We start from the raw sequence: 17,366 nt of genomic DNA, 5'->3' as shown, positions 1-17,366 counted from the left end.
GAATAATAAATGATTAATTTTACACTGCATAAACTGTTATATAACAATCGCTACATAACGTAGTTGTCTTTTGAGAAGGTAGCGAATTTTGAAGGGGAAAAATAGTGAGGTTTAGATTACGATTTGAAATTTGCTTCCTAATGTTCTAAAGCGATAGCAAAGAAAGGGGTAGTTTCATGGGGATGAAAATGATGGAGAAGTTGAATGCTTTAATAGGGCAATACAATTTGCCCGATTATGAGGAAGCAGCAGCGGTACATGATTGGGCAGAGACAGAAAAGGGATTTAGTTGGTATGAAACAGGTCTTGTGAATATGGCGTATGAGGCAATTGATCGTCATACAGAAACGCATCGAAAAAACAAAGTTGCTCTTTATTTTAATGATGGTAAGCGTAAAGAGGCTTATTCTTTCAATGAAATGAAAAGGCTGACAAATAAAGCAGCAAATGTTTTTAAGACCGCAACAAATTTAGAAAAAGGGGATCGTTTATTTATTTTCATGCCACGGTCACCCGAGCTTTATTTTACACTATTAGGTGCATTGAAAATGGGCGTTATTGTAGGTCCGTTATTTGAGGCGTTTATGGAAGGTGCTGTTTATGACAGGCTGGTAGATAGTGAAGCGAAAGTACTGGTGACGACACCAGAGTTGCTTGAACGAGTACCTTTAGCAAAGCTACCGCATTTGCAGCACGTCTTTTTAGTTGGATCGAATATAGAGGAGACATCACAAATTTTAGATTTCAATAAACGCCTGAAAGAGGCATCTTCTCAATTTGATATTGAATGGGTGGAGCGAGAGGATGGTATGATTCTTCATTATACTTCTGGATCAACTGGAGCACCAAAGGGCGTTTTGCATGTCCATAACGCAATGCTTCAACAATATCAATCCACACAATGGGTACTAGATTTGCGTGAAGATGATATTTACTGGTGTACGGCTGATCCAGGATGGGTAACAGGCACAGCATATGGCATTTTCGGTCCGTGGTTAAATGGTGTCACAATGCTAGTTGTTGGGGGAAGATTCTCACCACAAGCTTGGTATCAAGCAATTGAAGATTATAGTGTAACAGTTTGGTATAGTGCACCAACAGCCTTCAGAATGTTAATGGGCGCTGGTAGTGGCATGCTTGAGAATTATGATTTATCTTCTTTACGCCACATTTTATCTGTTGGTGAGCCGTTAAATCCAGAAGTAATTCGTTGGGGGATTGATGAACTAGGTCACCGTATTCATGATACATGGTGGATGACGGAAACGGGTGCACATATGATTTGTAACTATCCTTCTATGGATATTAAGCCAGGATCTATGGGGAAACCATTACCTGGTATCCATGCGACGATTGTTGATGATGCTGGTAATGAAGTACCGCCTTTTACAATGGGCAATCTTGCTGTTCGCCGTGGTTGGCCGGCAATGATGCGTCAAATTTGGGGGAATCCAGAGCGCTATGAATCCTATTTCTTAAAAGGAGAATGGTATGTATCTGGGGACTCAGCTTATATGGATGATGAAGGTTACTTCTGGTTCCAGGGACGTGTAGATGATGTTATTATGACGGCCGGTGAGCGGGTAGGGCCTTTCGAGGTGGAAAGTAAACTACTAGAGCATCCTGATATAGTCGAAGCAGGGGTTATTGGGAAGCCAGACCCTGTACGAGGTGAAATTATTAAAGCTTTTGTATCATTACGTGAGGGTATTGAACCTTCTGATGTATTAATTGAGGATATTCGTAATTTTGTCAAGAAGGGCTTGTCTGCACACGCTGCACCACGCGAAATCGAATTTAAGGATAAGCTACCAAAAACACGCAGTGGAAAGATTATGCGTCGTGTGTTAAAGGCATGGGAGTTGAATTTACCAACTGGCGATTTATCTACGTTGGAAGACTGATTTGTAGCATAAGAAGCAGGAATTTATTCGGTCGACGAAAAAATCCTGCTTTCTCGTTTTGCTGCCAGTTATAGGCGGGTTAGGATTAGCCTTCTACAAGCGCCGTATATAATATTTGTTTACCATCAATTTCTAAATAATTGTGTAAATGTGATGATTATATGTAGCGAAAATTTCAGATCCAACTGGCAATTTAAAGGATAAAAATCTTTGAAAAATAGAGTGAATGTAGTCGTTTTTTTTCTGAATTTGTCTTCTTTTATAAAATCACCATTTTCAGAGATTGTTGATTGGCTGCTTTTAAATAAATTAATTGATCAATTTGTAAAATATCTTTTTGAGGATCTTCTTTAAGAATAGTTTTTGATGTTGGATTACCTGGTAGAAGAACAACCTGTTAGTACTAATAGAAACAGAAAGAATATACTAATATTTTTTGCATAATAATACATATCCCTTCAGATAGAAAGAACGTCCCCTTACTCTAAGTTTTTAGAGAAATTGGTTACCTCTCTTTTATACCTTCTAGAAAAAATCGCATTGCTATTATTTAATACAATAATATTAAAAAGATAAGTAAATAAAAAATATAACTATTTTATTTACAAAGAGCTTTTCTTCAAAAGTTGGAGATGACATTTGTTAAATTGTATGCCATGTGTTTTAGTTGATTGGAGTGGAGACTGGACGCCCCCAGGAAAGCGCCCAGTCGGAACGGAAATCAACCTCACGTTTGGTGATAATCAGCGAATATTTAGAAAAGTTTAAATGTAAATAAAAATTCAATTGACTTAATAAATATACAGACGTATACTAATTTTAACTTATTTCAGAGGTGAGTGTATTGAAAATAGGAATTGTAGGTGCAACCGGATATGGTGGATTAGAACTTATTCGATTTTTACATAATCATAAAGCGGTGGAGCGGATCGATTTATTCACATCCTCAGAAGAAGGTGTAATTTTTTCTTCTAAGTTTGGTCATCTCGTTCATATTGCTGATACACCATTACAAAAAATTGATTATGGGGCTTTGGAGAAATTTGATGTTGTTTTTACAAGCACGCCTTCTGGGGTGACAAGTGAGCTATTACCTCCGTTGGTAGGGAAAGGTCCTAAGTTAATAGACTTGTCTGGGGACTTCCGTTTAAAAGATCCAGCAAGCTATGAAGAGTGGTACGGTAAAAAGGCGGCACCACTCGATATTCTTAGGAAAAGTGTTTATGGCTTAACTGAATGGAATGCAGAGCAGGTTCAACATGCATCTCTTATCGCAAATCCTGGCTGCTATCCAACAGCCGTTTTGCTGTCGTTGTTGCCATTGCTAAAAGAGCGATTGATTGATCCGAGCTTTTTAGTGATTGATGCGAAAAGTGGGATTTCAGGGGCTGGAAATAAGCCTTCGCAAACGACACATTTTAGTGAGGTGAATGAAAGCTTCTCCATCTACAAAACCAATACGCATCAGCATATACCAGAAATTGAACAGTCCATTGCTATGTTTGCCGGTGTCGATGCAACTATTTCTTTTAATACTCATTTAGTGCCAATGACACGAGGGATTTTATCGACCTCGTATGCGCCAGTTATGCCTGGTGTTACAGAGAAGCAGTTAGTAGCTTGTTTGCAGAATACTTATGAAAAGCATCCGTTCGTGCGAATTGTAACAGATATAAATAGTCTAGGAACAAACCGTGTTAAAGGTTCGAACTATTGTGATATTTTGGTGAAGGTAGATAGCCGTACAAATCGTGCAACAATTATTGGGGTCATCGATAATTTGGTCAAAGGGGCAGCGGGGCAAGCGATTCAAAATATGAATGTTCAATTTGATTTACCTCAAACGACAGGACTGGATGTCGTTCCATTCTTTATTTAATAGCATACAGGAAACTGTATGCTTCTCTTATTCTTAAAACTAAGGAGGAATTATTTTATGACATTAATAGCATCAACTAGTATTATGAAAAAATTGTCAAGTAAAAATATTGTTTCACCAAAGGGTTTTAAAGCTGCGGGTTTACATTGTGGATTAAAGCATAAGAAAAAAGATTTAGCTGTGTTAGTCAGTGAAGTACCAGCAAGTGTTGCAGGTGTATTTACAACGAACGCAGTTCAGGCAGCGCCATTAAAAGTAACGAAAGAGGTTGTGTACGCGACGAAGAAAATGCAGGCGATGATTGTTAATTCCGGAAATGCTAATGCGTGTACAGGGAAGCAGGGTGTAAAGGATGCACTAACAATGCAGTCCCTACTGGCAGAAAAGCTTGGCATAGAGGCGAATCTAGTAGGGGTTTGCTCAACAGGTGTCATCGGTGAAATTATGAATATGGAGCCAGTGGCAAATGGGATTATTCAGTTAGAGCCTATGGATAATTTAGAAAGTGCTATTGATTTTGCACAAGCAATCATGACAACAGATACTGTTATGAAAAACACAAGTTATAGTACGACAATTGACGGTAAAGAGGTAATTATTGCTGGGGTTGCTAAAGGTTCAGGTATGATTGAACCGAATATGGCAACGATGCTTGGCTTTATTACGACGGATGCAAATATCGAATCTGATGTTTTACAGTATGCATTATCTGACATTACAAATCTCACTTTTAATGCAATCACAGTGGATGGAGATACATCTACAAATGATACAGTAGTTGTAATGGCAAACGGCTTAGCAAGAAATGAAGCTTTAACGCCTAACCATCCAGATTGGCAAAACTTTTACTATACTCTAAAAACAGTAGCGCAAGATTTAGCAAAAATGATTGCCAAAGATGGTGAAGGGGCAACGAAGCTGATTGAGGTTGAAGTAGAAGGGGCCATTTCGGATGAAGAAGCACGTAAAATTGCAAAAACGGTAGTAGGTTCACCACTTGTGAAAACGGCAGTATTTGGCTGTGATGCAAACTGGGGACGTATTATTGCTGCTGTAGGCTACAGTGGTGCAACAGTTAATCCAGATAACATTACAATCCAAATTGGTGGCGCAACAATGGTCGAAAATGGTGAGCCCATTTCATTCTCAGAAGATGAGTTAATTCAGATTTTAAAAATGAATGAAGTAAAAATCTATGTGTCACTTGGTATGGGTGAGGGCAAGGGGCATGCTTGGGGATGTGATCTTACTTATGACTACGTTCAAATCAATGCATCATACCGCTCGTAAACGAATGGTCATTAAGCTTGGTGGTAGTACGTTAGAAGGCTTAAACGAGTCGTTTTTTAAGAATTTTAAAAAACTACAAGAGAGTGGTGTAGAGCTTATTATTACCCATGGTGGTGGCCCAGCCATTAACCGTGAACTTGCGGCGCGCGGGGTAGAATCACACACTTTAAATGGTATTCGTGTAACGAACGAAGCTGCAGTTGCTATTGTACAGTCAACGTTAATAGGAAAGGTCAATCCAGCTCTTGTTCATGAATTAACAACTGCTGGAATTGCTGCAATTGGTTTAAACGGCTTTGATGGTCAGTTACTTGTAGCGGATTATTTAGACAAAGATGTATACGGTTTTGTTGGTGAAGTAAAAGCTGTTAATACATCTTTATTAGAAGCATTAATTAGTGCGGGTATTGTACCAGTAATTGCTTGCGTTGGAGCAGATGAACATGGTCAGGCGTTAAACATTAATGGAGATACCGTTGCAAGTGAAATAGCACTAGCTATAGATGCGGATAATCTATTACTTGTAACGGATGTAAGTGGGATTCGAATTAATGATGAGTATCAATCGGAAGCGACGTCTTCCTTAATCGATCAATGGATTGAGGAAGGTTATATTTATGGTGGGATGATACCTAAAGTACAAGGAGCTCTTGAATGCTTAAGTGCAGGTATTCCATCGGTGCAAATTGTTGGAGATTCCTTAGAAGGTACGACGATTTTAGCCTCAACCAGTAAAAGTCATTCTTTATTATAGTGAAGATTGAGCGTTCTAATGATTTGCTGGAAGCAGTATAGATATTTAGAGAAGATATTTGAAGATTTTTGCCTATGCAAAATATTAGTAGGGGTTGATAAAATGAGTGCTTTATTTGGAAACTATGGAAAACGCCGTGCCCAAATTGTCAAAGGGCAAGGAACTGTAGTAGAAGATGCTGCTGGGAAAAAATATTTAGATTTTACAAGTGGAATCGCTGTAGTGAGTCTTGGTCATGCCCATCCTGCGATTGTGAAGGCTATTCATGATCAAAGTGAAAAGCTTTGGCATATTTCTAATTTATTTGATATACCGGGTCAGGAGAAAGTTGCTCAAAAATTAGTAGCAAACACACATTTTTCTTATGCATTTTTCTGTAATAGTGGTGCAGAAGCAAATGAAGCGGCTATCAAGCTTGCTCGTAAGCATACAGGGAAAAATCATCTGATTACATTTGAAAAATCTTTTCATGGGCGAACTTTTGGAGCGATGTCTGCAACAGGTCAGGGCAAGGTACATAATGGCTTCGGACCACTTGTTGAAAAATTTACGATTCTTCCTTTTAATGATGTGGAAGCACTTGAAGCAACGATTGATGATTCTGTCGCGGCCATTATGTTGGAAATGATTCAAGGTGAGGGCGGTGTTAACAGCGTATCACCAGAATTCGCGGCAGCCATAGCGAAAGCCTGTGATGACAAAGGTATTTTACTAATCATCGATGAGGTTCAAACAGGTATTGGACGAACAGGAACAAGATATGCTTATGAGCAAACTGTATTGAAACCAAATATTGTAACATTGGCGAAGGGACTAGGTGGTGGTTTCCCTGTCGGCGGAATGCTTGGAACAGCTGAGCTATATGAAACATTTGGTCCTGGTACACATGGGACAACATTTGGTGGTAATCCGTTAGCGATGAGTGTTGCGGAAACCGTGCTTGATCATATCTTTGAACCGGCCTTTTTACAAAATGTACAGGAGCTTTCCACGTATTTTGTTAAGCAGTTGAAAGCGAATTTACCGTCAACGTATACAGTTCAAGGGCAGGGTTTGCTTCTTGGCATTGGCTGTGGTGGCGATACTGAAGTGGCTCCTTTTATAACGGCAGCAGAGGAAAAGGGCTTATTAGTGGTAGGGGCGGGACCAAACGTTATTCGTCTATTACCTCCTTTAACCGTGTCAAAGGAAGAAATCGATGAAGCAATAGCGATTTTAAAAACGATATTGCTATAGTATCTAGACAATTAAATACGATAAAAAATGAATCTGCTAGACTTCCTTTTACAAGAAGTTTAGCAGATTTTTAATAGCTAATCAAAAAAGACTTATCACCATAACCCAGCCTCCACTCCAATCAACTTACATGGTTTACGTTTTAACAAATGCCATCCGCAAACTATTGGGTAACTTAGTAAAATTTTATTTCAGCTCTTTTACTAATGTTTTTACTAGAGCAGGGAGCCAATCGTGAAGGTGACTAAATGTAAAGCCTGCAGCTTCTGCCTTTGCAGTTGACATATACCAATCTGCTGGAATTCCATATGGCGATTGCGACTGTTCATCGCCACCTACAAGTGAAATTTTTGCATGCTTCCCACTAGCTTCTTCAATAAGCCCCATTAAATCTTGTAACGAAATTGCATCCGTTGCTGTAGCGTTATAAGGTCCTTCAATAGGCGTAATGCCAGCAAAATATAAAAATGCAGCGGCCTCTTCATCGGTAATAAAACTCATCTTTGCTTCAATATTTGGGAATGAAATAGGCTGATCCTGTAAAATTCGCTCAACGTGAAAATGTAAACGGCGTGTATAGTCGTTCTCACCCATAACAATTGGGAAACGTACAGCGACGACGGGGAATGTAGCCTCTTTGAAAAGTACTGCCTCCGCTTGTCGTTTACCTTCACCATATGAAAAATCTTCACGCTTTCCCATTCGAATTTCATAATCGTAAGGATTAAAATCTTCTTCTGTTTTGACAATGTTGTTTATGTCATAGGTCGAGAGAGTAGAGGTGAAAACGAGCTTTTTCGTTTTACCATCTAAAATTTTGCTTAGTTGATGTGCCTCATTTGGAGAATAGCAAATATTATCATAGACAATATCCCATGTTGTACCTGATAGTACTTGTGACAACACATTAGCATCATCTCGATTAACAACTAGTTGCTTCACCTTTGTACCAAAAGGATTTCCACTTTGACCACGTGTTAAAATAGTTACATTATGTCCATTTTCAATACAAAGTTCAACGAGCTGTTTACCAAAAAAGCGAGTGCCCCCTAAAACTAAAATGTTCATATTTTTTCCACCTCTTCAAATTAGTAGTCCTCTTTATAATGACAAAAAAACAAGCTTACTACAATTCAAAATTGATTGTAGCAAGCTTGTTTATCTTTATTGGGTAGGAGGTGGAGTTGTATTTCCGTTGTCTCCTCCGTTAGAGCCGTTTCCGTTATTCCCGGAGCCACTGCCGCTATTCGAGCCGTCTCCGTTGTTCCCGGAGCCGCTGCCATTGTTAGAGCCGTTTCCGTTATTCCCGGAACCACTGCCATTATTCGAGCCGTTTCCGTTATTCCCGGAGCCACTGCCATTATTCGAGTTGTTTCCGTTATTCCCGGAACCACTGCCGGTATTGGAGCCATCCTCATTACTACCATCGGAACCATTGCCATTTTCATTATTGTCCGAATCATTTTCGTTAGTAGGTGGAGTTGTTGGTGGCTTTTCTTGTTCGTCTTTTTCTTCAGGTTTTTTTTCACTTCCGCTGCCACCAGTAGAAACGACATTGGATTGCGGTGAAGTTAAACCTGTAATATCTACAGCGACAACAGCATAGGCTTGACCACTTGCTACCGTCATACTTTGTGATGATTCAAGTACTGATCCGACAAGTGTCCTACCACCGTTTGTTACGTTATAGATCCGGTAACCGACTACATCATTTGAAGAGCCTGACCAAGATAACGTATTGCCATTAATTGAAGCAGATACTGCTCCAGGTGCATGACTGTCAGCTGGGAAATTAACAGCTGATACCGCTGAATTCGATAATGACGAATTTTTTGGTAATAGGCTAGCCGGATTACCGCCAAGTGGGCCTAGCATCCGTTTAATAAATGCCTGATTAATACCTGCACCACCTGCTTTTACAAATTCTCGTGGTGTACTAGGTAGTGCATTATATGTGTTACCCTTAATCGTAACTACACTAGAAGAAGCTAAGCTATCATCTGGCTGCGAAGGTAAAAATACTTTCGCATTAAACAAATCAGAGCGCACGAGACCAGCATTCGCACATGCTGCAGAAGGCGCTAAACCAGAAATACCACAGAATGATGCAGTCACAACGTTTTTAGGTGCCTTAAAGCTAGTATTAGGGTCAATTAATTGCGGATCTACATCATACACAGAATTCATCAATGTTCCCCATAGCTTGTTAATACGCACACTAGGTTGCTGATACGTATTGTTAAATGCATACAGTGATTGATTTTGATCATAACCCATCCATACTCCAAGAGAAACATTCGGGTTATAGCCGACTAACCAAACATCTTTATAGTTTTGTGATGTACCAGTTTTAGCAGCGAAGTCAGAAGAGAATTTTAGTGTATTTTTTGCAACTGTACCCGTTCCTTGTGATAACACATCTCGCATCATATCAGTCATGATATAAGATGTTTCAGGGCTGAATACTTGTACAGGTTCAACTTCGTGTTTATAGATGATATTCCCATCTTGGTCTTCAATTCTATCAATCATATAAGCGTCGATGAATTGTCCACCATTTGCAAAAGTTGAGTAGGCATTGGTGTTCTCTTCAACAGTAATACCTTCTTTTACTCCCCCAATCCCGGCTGCAATGTTTGTGAAGTCATCCGGTTGTAAGGTCGTAATCCCCATCTTTACTAAATAATCGGCAGGACGTTTGTTAAGAATATCATAATATAGACGTAAAGCAGATAAGTTCTGTGAATCAGCTAATGCCTCACGTGCAGGTATAAGTCCTCGTTCATCACTAGCAATATAGTTGCTTGGACTCCAATTACCAATAGAGAATTTTACGTCGACTAACGGGCTACCTGCACCGATTACACCGTATTCTATTGCAGGTGCATATACGAGTAAAGGCTTCATTGTTGAGCCATTTGAGCGTTTTGCCTGTGTAGCATAGTTATAACTTTTTAATTCAAAATCACGACCACCGACGAAGCTTAAAATACGTCCAGTAGTATTTTCGATTAAAACACTACCAACCTGAACAGGCATTTGAACCTCAACTTCTTCACCTGTTACAGGGTCCTTTTCTTTAGCTGTATACGTATGACCGTAATATTTAAAGTTTTCCGCTGCTTTTTGCATCGCATCGTACATATCTTTATCGATTGTCGAATAAATACGATAGCCTTTCGAACGGACATCACGGTCTGCTAAGATCATATATCTATCTTTTAATTTTTGTTCATTCTTTAAGCGTTCTGGATCAATACCATCTTCTTTTGCTAGTTTTTCAGCAATTATTTCTTTCGCGCGATTTTCGAGCTCATATGTTAGCCATGGATAGCTATCCTCAGCATGTATCTCGGGTGAACGGAAGTCGGCAGTGATATCATAAGCGATTGCTTGTTTATACTGCGCTTCGTTAATATAACCTGCGTCTTTCATACGATAAAGAACAGTTTTCATACGATCAATGCCCGGTTGAAGAGCTTCTTCACTTTTAAGATCACCTGTATTTGTAAAAGGTGTGTAAGCAAAAGGTGCTTGAGGAATACCAGCTATGTACGCCGCTTGAGGAAGCGTTAAATCCTTTGCTTTTACGCCGAAAATACCTTCAGCAGCAGTTTCCACTCCTGCGATATTTCGACCTGAAGAGCTACGACCATAAGGAATAATATTTAAATAGGCCTCTAAAATTTCTTCCTTTGTCATAAAATGCTCTAAACGCATCGCAAGTAAAAGTTCTTTTGCTTTACGTTCATAGGATACTTCGTTTGTTAATACTTGGTTTTTAATAAGTTGCTGTGTTAGCGTAGAGCCCCCTGTTTGAGTAGAAGAGTTTGTTACGTCTTGAAGTAGCCCACGAATAACGGCCTTCGGAACTATTCCGTTGTGTTCACGGAAATACTCATCCTCTGTCGCTAATACGGCATTAATTACATCTGGTGAGACATTATTTAATGTTGTTTCACGACGTTCTAAATCGGTACGTAATTTTCCAATATAAATATCGTCGGCAAAATAAATTTCACTGGTTGAATCGTAGTTAAAAATTTGAGTTCGCAATTCTTCTTTGGAGCGCAGAGGCTCTTCTTTAACGAGTGAAGCAAAATAGCCAGCACCAACTGAACCGACAAATACAGTGCCTACCAATGCAAAGATTAAAAATAGTAAAAATAAGTTCCAGATAACACTTCCGGAAATGCGTAATTTCTTCATCCATTTTCGTACTAATAATTCTTCGATCTTTGCATTGATTTTCTCAATCCATTCTTTCAATGTATCGACCTCCTAAAATCTTGTTTATTATAGCACATATTGATTTAGCTCGAACATAGTTATTGACAATGAAAAAAAGAATCGTATAGAATAATGCTTATAGTTTTCTAGTGATGAAGAGCTTGCAGTAGTGTCTATATTCCCTGTTTAGAGAGCCAGCGGTTGGTGAAAGCTGGTCATAATGTAGAGACGAATTACGTGCTTGGAGCTTAGACGTGCGCGCCTGCGATAAAGGCGGTTGAATGAAGAGGAAGATGGATGACATCTTCAAGCCGGGTGGTACCGCGTTAGTGATTAACGTCCCTGCATGCAATATTTTGCGTGTAGGGACTTTTTTATTTAGATTGGCTCTACACGTAAAGAAACATTAAACACATTAGGAGGAATAGAAATGACGAACGAATTATTACAAGACTTAGAATGGCGCGGATTGTTATACCAACAAACTGATGCTGAAGGTATGACCAAATTATTAGATGAACAGTCTGTTTCTTTATACTGTGGTGTAGATCCAACTGCAGACTCTATGCATATTGGACATATTGTGCCTCTTTTAACACTACGTCGATTCCAAAAAGCAGGTCATCGTCCGATTTTGCTAGTAGGAGGTGCGACTGGTATGATTGGAGATCCATCTGGTCGCTCAGAAGAACGCCAATTGCAAACAGTTGAGCAAATCGATAAAAACGTTCAAGGTATTCGTAGTCAATTAGAGCGTATTTTTGACTTTGCAGAAGATGGAAATGGCGCGCAGTTAGTTAACAACCGTGACTGGATTGGCGATATCAATACAATTGAGTTTTTACGCGATTACGGGAAATTAATTAATGTGAACTACATGCTAGCAAAGGATACAATTGCATCACGTCTTGACACAGGGATTTCATTCACTGAGTTTGCGTACACTTTAATTCAAGGTATTGATTACAATCATTTATACAACCATTACAACTGTCGCATTCAAGTAGGTGGTTCTGATCAGTGGGGGAATATTACAACTGGTTTAGAAGTTATTCGTAAAACGCATGAGGAAGAGACGAAAGCATTTGGTATAACGATTCCATTAGTAACGAAAGCAGATGGTACAAAATTCGGTAAAACAGCTGGTGGTGCTGTATGGTTAGATGGCAAGAAAACTTCCCCATACGAGTTCTACCAATTCTGGATTAATGCTGCAGATGCTGATGTTGTAAAATACTTAAAAATCTTTACATTCCTTTCTCGTGAAGAGATAGAAGCTTTAGCAGTATCTGTGGAAGAGGAACCACATTTACGTAAGGCACAAAAAGCCCTAGCAGAAGAAATGACTCGTTTAATTCATGGTCAAGAAGCATTAGATCAAGCAATTCGTATTACTGCTGCATTATTCTCTGGTGATTTAAAAGCACTTTCTGCTAATGAAATGAAGGATGCGTTTAAAGATGTTCCTTCTTTTGAAATGGCGAAAGAAGATAAAAACATCGTAGATTTACTTGTGGAAGCAGGCATTTCACCTTCAAAACGTCAAGCTCGTGAAGACGTAACGAATGGTGCGATTAGCGTGAACGGTGAAAAGGTCACTGAATTAGAATATGTCATCGACGGCAAGGATCGTTTAGAGGATGCGTTTAGCATTGTACGTCGCGGTAAGAAAAAATACCATATGGTGAAGTTTGTTTAATTCAAACCTATACAACAAAACGAAACATCCCTTCAATATTTGAGGGGATGTTTTATTTTGGGTGTTCTATTAAATAAAGTATGGCTCTTTGGCAAAACGAGGGGTTTTAGCTATCTAAAAAACTAGGAAGCTTTAAGTGCCCATATTCTTTTGGGTGAAGTATTTGGGCAAGTTTCAATGCACCCTCTATTAGGCGAGGTGATGGGCGACAATAAAGCCATTCCTCCATCACGTGAAGCTGTTTCATTTGAACTGCCTGTAGCTCCTGCGCATGTGGACGTTTTAATAAAATTGCAGGTTGAATACGCTCGAAGGCAACTCCTACCCAAGCCATCATAATATAGTCTGGATTGCGCCTTACTACATCTGCCCAATCAGTTTGCACGCTTGCGAGTTCTACATCTTGAAACAGATTTTGCCCACCAGCAATGGTGCTAATTTCAGTTAGCCAATTTATTTTACCTGGTGTAAAAAAAGGTTTCGGCCACCATTCCCAATAGAGCGTAGGTTTTTTAGGAATCGTTTGTGCAACAGAGCGAAGACGTTCAATATATTGTAAATATTCCTCAGAAATTTTTCTAGCTCGATCTTCAACTCCACAGGCTTTACCCAATGTATGGAGATCTTGTGCGATTTCCTCTAATGAATTGGCATTAAAAACAATGTGAGGAATATTTCTTGCTTGTAGAGCTTCAATATTTTTTTCCATACCGGGTACACTTAAGGATGCAAGTACAAGATCAGGCTGTAATGCTTCTAATGCGTCCATATTAATGGATAGGTCTGGACCTAGCTGTGGTAAGTTTTTAACTGCTAATGGCCAATCTGAGAAATCATCGACACCAACAAGCTGATCTGTCAAACCTAGATAAGCGACGAGCTCAGTATTACTAGGACAAATTGAGATTAAACGCATATTCATATCTCCAATTCTTTTTAAGAAAAGTATAGCGAGTGTTGGCGTTACATACAATGAGCGAACGCATTTTCGACTCAACAAAAACGACATGCCTGTAAAAGACATGCCGTTCTATTTGTTTTATTGTTTATTAAGAAAGTGCGACAGCTTCAAGTGACTCTTCTTTCTTCGCTACAGGGCCCATCGCGTTCGTAATAATTTGTTTAATGTCTTCTAAAGTTGCTTTACGTGGGTTTGTTGCAGCACATACATCTAACATTGCGTTTTTCGCTAAGATTTCAATATCCTCATCCTTCGCACCTAATTCGCGGAAGCCACATGGAATGTTTAAATCTTTAGAGAGATTTTCAATTGTTGCAATTGCTTTTTCAGCAGCATCACGTTTACTTAATCCTTCAACGTTTTCGCCTAATAATTCAGCAATTCTTGCAAAACGCTCTGTGCGTGCTGTTAAATTGAAGCGGCAAACATGTGGCAATAAAATAGCATTACATACGCCGTGTGGTAGGTTATAGAAGCCACCTAATTGATGAGCAATCGCATGTACATAGCCAAGTGATGCATTATTAAATGCCATACCTGCTAAAAATTGTGCGTATACCATTTGCTCACGTGCTTCTAAATCTGCACCGTTTGCATAGGCACGTGGTAAATATTCAGGAACTAACTGAAGTACCTTTTCAGCACATGCATCAGTAATTGGTGTTGCGTTTGTCGATACAAACGATTCGATCGCATGTGTTAATGCATCTAAACCAGTTGCCGCAGTTAGGGCAGGAGGTAAGCCAACCATTAACTCTGGGTCATTAATCGACAGAAGTGGTGTAACATGTTTGTCAACGATGGCCATCTTCACTTTGCGTTCTGTATCCGTGATAATTGTGAAGCGAGTCATTTCACTTGCAGTACCAGCAGTTGTGTTGATAGCGATTAATGGCACCAATGGGTTTTGAGATTTGTCAACGCCTTCGTAATCATGAATGCGTCCACCATTCGAAGCAATAAGTCCAATACCTTTCGCTGCATCGTGTGCGCTACCTCCTCCAAGAGATATGATTGAATCACAGTTTTCGGCATGATATACTGCAACTCCATCTTCAATGTTCTGATCTGTTGGATTTGGTTCTGCTTTCGGGAAAATCGCTACATCAATTCCAGCAGCTGTAATGATGTTAGCAATTTGTTCAGAGAGACCTAATTTGTGTAAGCCCTCATCTGTTACGATTAATGTCTTTTTCACTTCTAAATCATTTAAGCGTGTACCAACTTCTTGAATTGCTCCAGGTCCAAATAAGTTTGTTTTTGGCATTACAAATTGCTTTAGAACGTCTGACATATTTCCAACCCCTTTAACAAAATTGTTATTGCTTGAATGATGGCGAACCACCTTCCGAAATTCATGTTATTCTAATCCTTGTAAAAGTTCAACTCGTATTTTTATTAAAATTGTTAATTTTATTCATGTTATTATTTTATAAAAAAGTTAGCGTGTATTTTGGGTTGGTGGAAGGTTGAGTTATCTAGGGATGTTTATTTGAAAGCGTTTTTAAATTGTTTTCTTATAAAAGTAAAATATATTTTTTGGAAGTCTGTTCTATTTTAAAGATGGGATGAATAGTAAAAAACTGATATATTGTTTCTGTTATAAAAGTAGTGATTAAGTTGTTTATAAATTGAGAGATTACTATTGTAAAGTACAAAAAAAACGTCATAAATTATTAGAATATTTAATTAATTTACCTTTCTTTTTAAAATGTTTAAGGAGATCCATACTGCGAGAAGTAAATAAAGAATGACTGTATACCCAATTAATGCGCACATATAGAAAGTTGCTTCTGAATCTGTATTGATAGGGGGATAACCACTGTGAGCATTAAAATGATAGATCTCTTGCTCATAACCGAACCAAATAGCTATTAACAAAAAGGTTAATAAAAGGAGGGCCAGTAAAGCTTTTTTTATGAAAAGTGATATGAAGTAAGCTTTCTTTAAAAATGGATTGAAAATTGCTTTGCTGCTTTTTAAAAGGTACTAAGAAAAAAATCATCATGCCACTATAAATTAAGGCCATCACAGTAAGTTCAGAAAACCCCATAATTCCCTCCTTGTAATTTGAAATATTTTCTATTTAGACTTCCGTAAAGACAGAAGGTTTCTTTTTTATTTTTTTAGCATTTTCAGGGCTCATCACTAAAAGTTAATTGGAGTGGAGACTGGGAGGGAAAAGTATGTATTGCTTCTCCAACGGCAGGTATTATTACTACAATTCTTTACCTAATAGTTGGGCTTATATTGCGAACTAAACGAAAAAAGCTGAAGAGGGAAATTGTATCAAAATCGAGTACAACAGCTATCGTTTGAAAATTTTAGCGATGAAAAAAATTCTAGGAGCCATTAATCTAATAAGGTTTCTAGGGTTTTTATTATTAAAGAATTCTTGGGTGGGGTAGGTCTCCTTTCTTAGGACAGTTTGGGTACACAAACGTAGTATTGGTTCGGTAAAGAATATAATAGAGTTATTACCTTTGCCAAATTTGAATTTAAGAAGGACAGTGATGGTTTATCTTTAATACATGATTGTAGTGAGTTTAACAACATTGACTAGTATTTAAAATATCAAACACAAATAAGTTGAATATACTGTAAATTATATTCGGATTCATTTCTTTGGATCAAGTTTTAAACTGAGCACCAAACTAAAGATTACTATTATATAAAGAATAATTAAATCAATATTATAAATGGAGAATATTGTATTTCTTGATTTCCCGATATCATAAATTCTAATAATAATACCTAGCAAAGAACAAATTAGTACCAAAATAGCTATTTTTTTCATGTTATCCCTCCTGAAATTAAAATACCGAATTCATGCCATCCAATTAGCTGCATAATAAAAACTTTAACTTTAGGGGGCACTACTATATGAATGAATATACATAAGCTATCTTCGACGAACTTGGTTTAACACCGTTTGCATAAACAGATACCACGTAACAGTGTTGCCCTCTATACATAAGCTGTTCTAAGTTTGTTTGGACTACTTCCAATAGCAGACGTTATGAGTTAACAACTCCAGCCCATAACTGGGAACTTTAGTTGCTTTTTCGTTTTACCCCTTTGTTTTAAAAGAAAAATCTGAAAATGATTGAGAAAATGAAGAACGTCACAAAGCCTAGAGAAAAAATAAGAATGTTTTTTGTCATGTTTTTCATGTTCTTCCCCCTCGTATATTAGTAGTAAGAGCTCTTTCCGATAGAATTTCCAGTTGATCCGGACAACTGGGGGATCTGTTGGATTTCCTATAGGAGATAGTCGCCTTTTGGCTCCCTCACTCTTTTTTATGTTTTACCTGTTTTGACCCTGGTTTACACGAGGGACCCAAAAGGAAACTTCCATTTTAACCATTCAAAATAGTATAGCTAACAGGTGCTTACCTGCTTATTTGTGTTATC

General features: G+C 38.4%; 12 protein-coding genes and 1 other annotated feature. Of the genes, 6 read left to right on the top strand and 6 right to left on the bottom strand.

Features of this window, described 5'->3' with window-relative positions; genetic code table 11:
• Positions 1 to 176: 176 nt before the first annotated feature.
• The 5 genes from acsA to AB9L17_RS19030 all read left to right on the top strand — a co-directional run bounded on the left by acsA (position 177) and on the right by AB9L17_RS19030 (position 7,063).
• Positions 177 to 1,904 carry an acetate--CoA ligase gene (gene acsA, locus AB9L17_RS19050; RefSeq protein WP_375199648.1) on the top strand — a complete coding sequence of 576 codons (1,728 nt, stop codon included), beginning with the start codon at positions 177 to 179 and terminating at the stop codon, positions 1,902 to 1,904.
• Between the two features lie 844 nt (positions 1,905 to 2,748).
• On the top strand, positions 2,749 to 3,783 hold the full coding sequence (gene argC / locus AB9L17_RS19045) for an N-acetyl-gamma-glutamyl-phosphate reductase (RefSeq protein WP_068984011.1): 1,035 nt from the start codon (positions 2,749 to 2,751) through the stop codon (positions 3,781 to 3,783).
• A 57-nt stretch (positions 3,784 to 3,840) separates the two neighbouring features.
• The gene (argJ, locus tag AB9L17_RS19040) at positions 3,841 to 5,073 is read left to right on the top strand and encodes a bifunctional glutamate N-acetyltransferase/amino-acid acetyltransferase ArgJ (protein WP_375199647.1); all 1,233 of its coding nucleotides are present in this window, start codon (positions 3,841 to 3,843) and stop codon (positions 5,071 to 5,073) included.
• Positions 5,036 to 5,827, top strand: a complete 792-nt coding sequence (gene argB, locus AB9L17_RS19035) for an acetylglutamate kinase (protein WP_375199646.1) — start codon at positions 5,036 to 5,038, stop codon at positions 5,825 to 5,827. Before argJ ends, argB begins: the two co-directional genes overlap by 38 nt.
• A 102-nt stretch (positions 5,828 to 5,929) precedes the next feature.
• Positions 5,930 to 7,063, top strand: a complete 1,134-nt coding sequence (locus tag AB9L17_RS19030) for an acetylornithine transaminase (protein ID WP_375199645.1) — start codon at positions 5,930 to 5,932, stop codon at positions 7,061 to 7,063.
• A 186-nt stretch (positions 7,064 to 7,249) separates the two neighbouring features.
• Here AB9L17_RS19030 and AB9L17_RS19025 read toward each other — a convergent pair whose 3' ends face one another.
• A complete protein-coding gene (locus AB9L17_RS19025) occupies positions 7,250 to 8,131 on the bottom strand; it encodes an NAD-dependent epimerase/dehydratase family protein (RefSeq protein WP_223556991.1) in 882 nt (293 codons plus the stop codon).
• Positions 8,132 to 8,227: 96 nt separating this feature from the next.
• Entirely contained in the window at positions 8,228 to 11,332 is a 3,105-nt protein-coding gene (locus tag AB9L17_RS19020; protein ID WP_223556993.1) for a transglycosylase domain-containing protein, read from the bottom strand.
• Between the two features lie 104 nt (positions 11,333 to 11,436).
• Positions 11,437 to 11,640 (top strand) — a binding site (T-box leader).
• Positions 11,641 to 11,723: 83 nt separating this feature from the next.
• Here AB9L17_RS19020 and tyrS point away from each other — a divergent pair.
• Positions 11,724 to 12,992, top strand: coding sequence for a tyrosine--tRNA ligase (gene tyrS / locus AB9L17_RS19015; RefSeq protein ID WP_375199644.1), 1,269 nt, complete (start codon positions 11,724 to 11,726; stop codon positions 12,990 to 12,992).
• A gap of 106 nt (positions 12,993 to 13,098) precedes the next feature.
• Here the strand turns inward: tyrS and AB9L17_RS19010 are convergent, their stop codons facing one another.
• From AB9L17_RS19010 to AB9L17_RS18995, 4 genes are all read right to left on the bottom strand, one after another.
• Positions 13,099 to 13,908 (bottom strand): cobalamin-binding protein, encoded by an 810-nt coding sequence (locus AB9L17_RS19010; RefSeq protein WP_375199643.1) that lies wholly within the window; start codon positions 13,906 to 13,908, stop codon positions 13,099 to 13,101.
• A 133-nt stretch (positions 13,909 to 14,041) separates the two neighbouring features.
• Positions 14,042 to 15,247 carry an iron-containing alcohol dehydrogenase gene (locus AB9L17_RS19005; protein WP_068984003.1) on the bottom strand — a complete coding sequence of 402 codons (1,206 nt, stop codon included), beginning with the start codon at positions 15,245 to 15,247 and terminating at the stop codon, positions 14,042 to 14,044.
• Positions 15,248 to 15,805: 558 nt separating this feature from the next.
• Positions 15,806 to 16,006: a hypothetical protein gene (locus tag AB9L17_RS19000; RefSeq protein ID WP_375199642.1), complete on the bottom strand. Its 201-nt coding sequence runs from the start codon at positions 16,004 to 16,006 to the stop codon at positions 15,806 to 15,808.
• Positions 16,007 to 16,570: 564 nt separating this feature from the next.
• Entirely contained in the window at positions 16,571 to 16,750 is a 180-nt protein-coding gene (locus AB9L17_RS18995; protein WP_375199641.1) for a hypothetical protein, read from the bottom strand.
• Positions 16,751 to 17,366 lie beyond the last annotated feature (616 nt).

The organism is Lysinibacillus sp. RS11, from assembly GCF_042019215.1.
GTDB classification, from domain to species: Bacteria; Bacillota; Bacilli; order Bacillales_A; family Planococcaceae; genus Lysinibacillus; species Lysinibacillus xylanilyticus_A.
Note: the sequence above shows the minus strand (reverse complement) of the source record. Positions and strands in the feature narration are given on the sequence as shown.

What these genes read in the sequence shown, in the direction of transcription:
- AB9L17_RS19030 (WP_375199645.1), top strand. Translation starts at nt 5,930, where the DNA reads ATGAGTGCTTTATTTGGAAACTATGGAAAACGCCGTGCCCAAATTGTC.
- acsA (WP_375199648.1), top strand. Translation starts at nt 177, where the DNA reads ATGGGGATGAAAATGATGGAGAAGTTGAATGCTTTAATAGGGCAATAC.
- AB9L17_RS19005 (WP_068984003.1), bottom strand. Translation starts at nt 15,247, where the DNA reads ATGTCAGACGTTCTAAAGCAATTTGTAATGCCAAAAACAAACTTATTT.
- AB9L17_RS19025 (WP_223556991.1), bottom strand. Translation starts at nt 8,131, where the DNA reads ATGAACATTTTAGTTTTAGGGGGCACTCGCTTTTTTGGTAAACAGCTC.
- tyrS (WP_375199644.1), top strand. Translation starts at nt 11,724, where the DNA reads ATGACGAACGAATTATTACAAGACTTAGAATGGCGCGGATTGTTATAC.
- argB (WP_375199646.1), top strand. Translation starts at nt 5,036, where the DNA reads ATGACTACGTTCAAATCAATGCATCATACCGCTCGTAAACGAATGGTC.
- AB9L17_RS19010 (WP_375199643.1), bottom strand. Translation starts at nt 13,908, where the DNA reads ATGCGTTTAATCTCAATTTGTCCTAGTAATACTGAGCTCGTCGCTTAT.
- argJ (WP_375199647.1), top strand. Translation starts at nt 3,841, where the DNA reads ATGACATTAATAGCATCAACTAGTATTATGAAAAAATTGTCAAGTAAA.
- AB9L17_RS18995 (WP_375199641.1), bottom strand. Translation starts at nt 16,750, where the DNA reads ATGAAAAAAATAGCTATTTTGGTACTAATTTGTTCTTTGCTAGGTATT.
- AB9L17_RS19000 (WP_375199642.1), bottom strand. Translation starts at nt 16,006, where the DNA reads ATGGGGTTTTCTGAACTTACTGTGATGGCCTTAATTTATAGTGGCATG.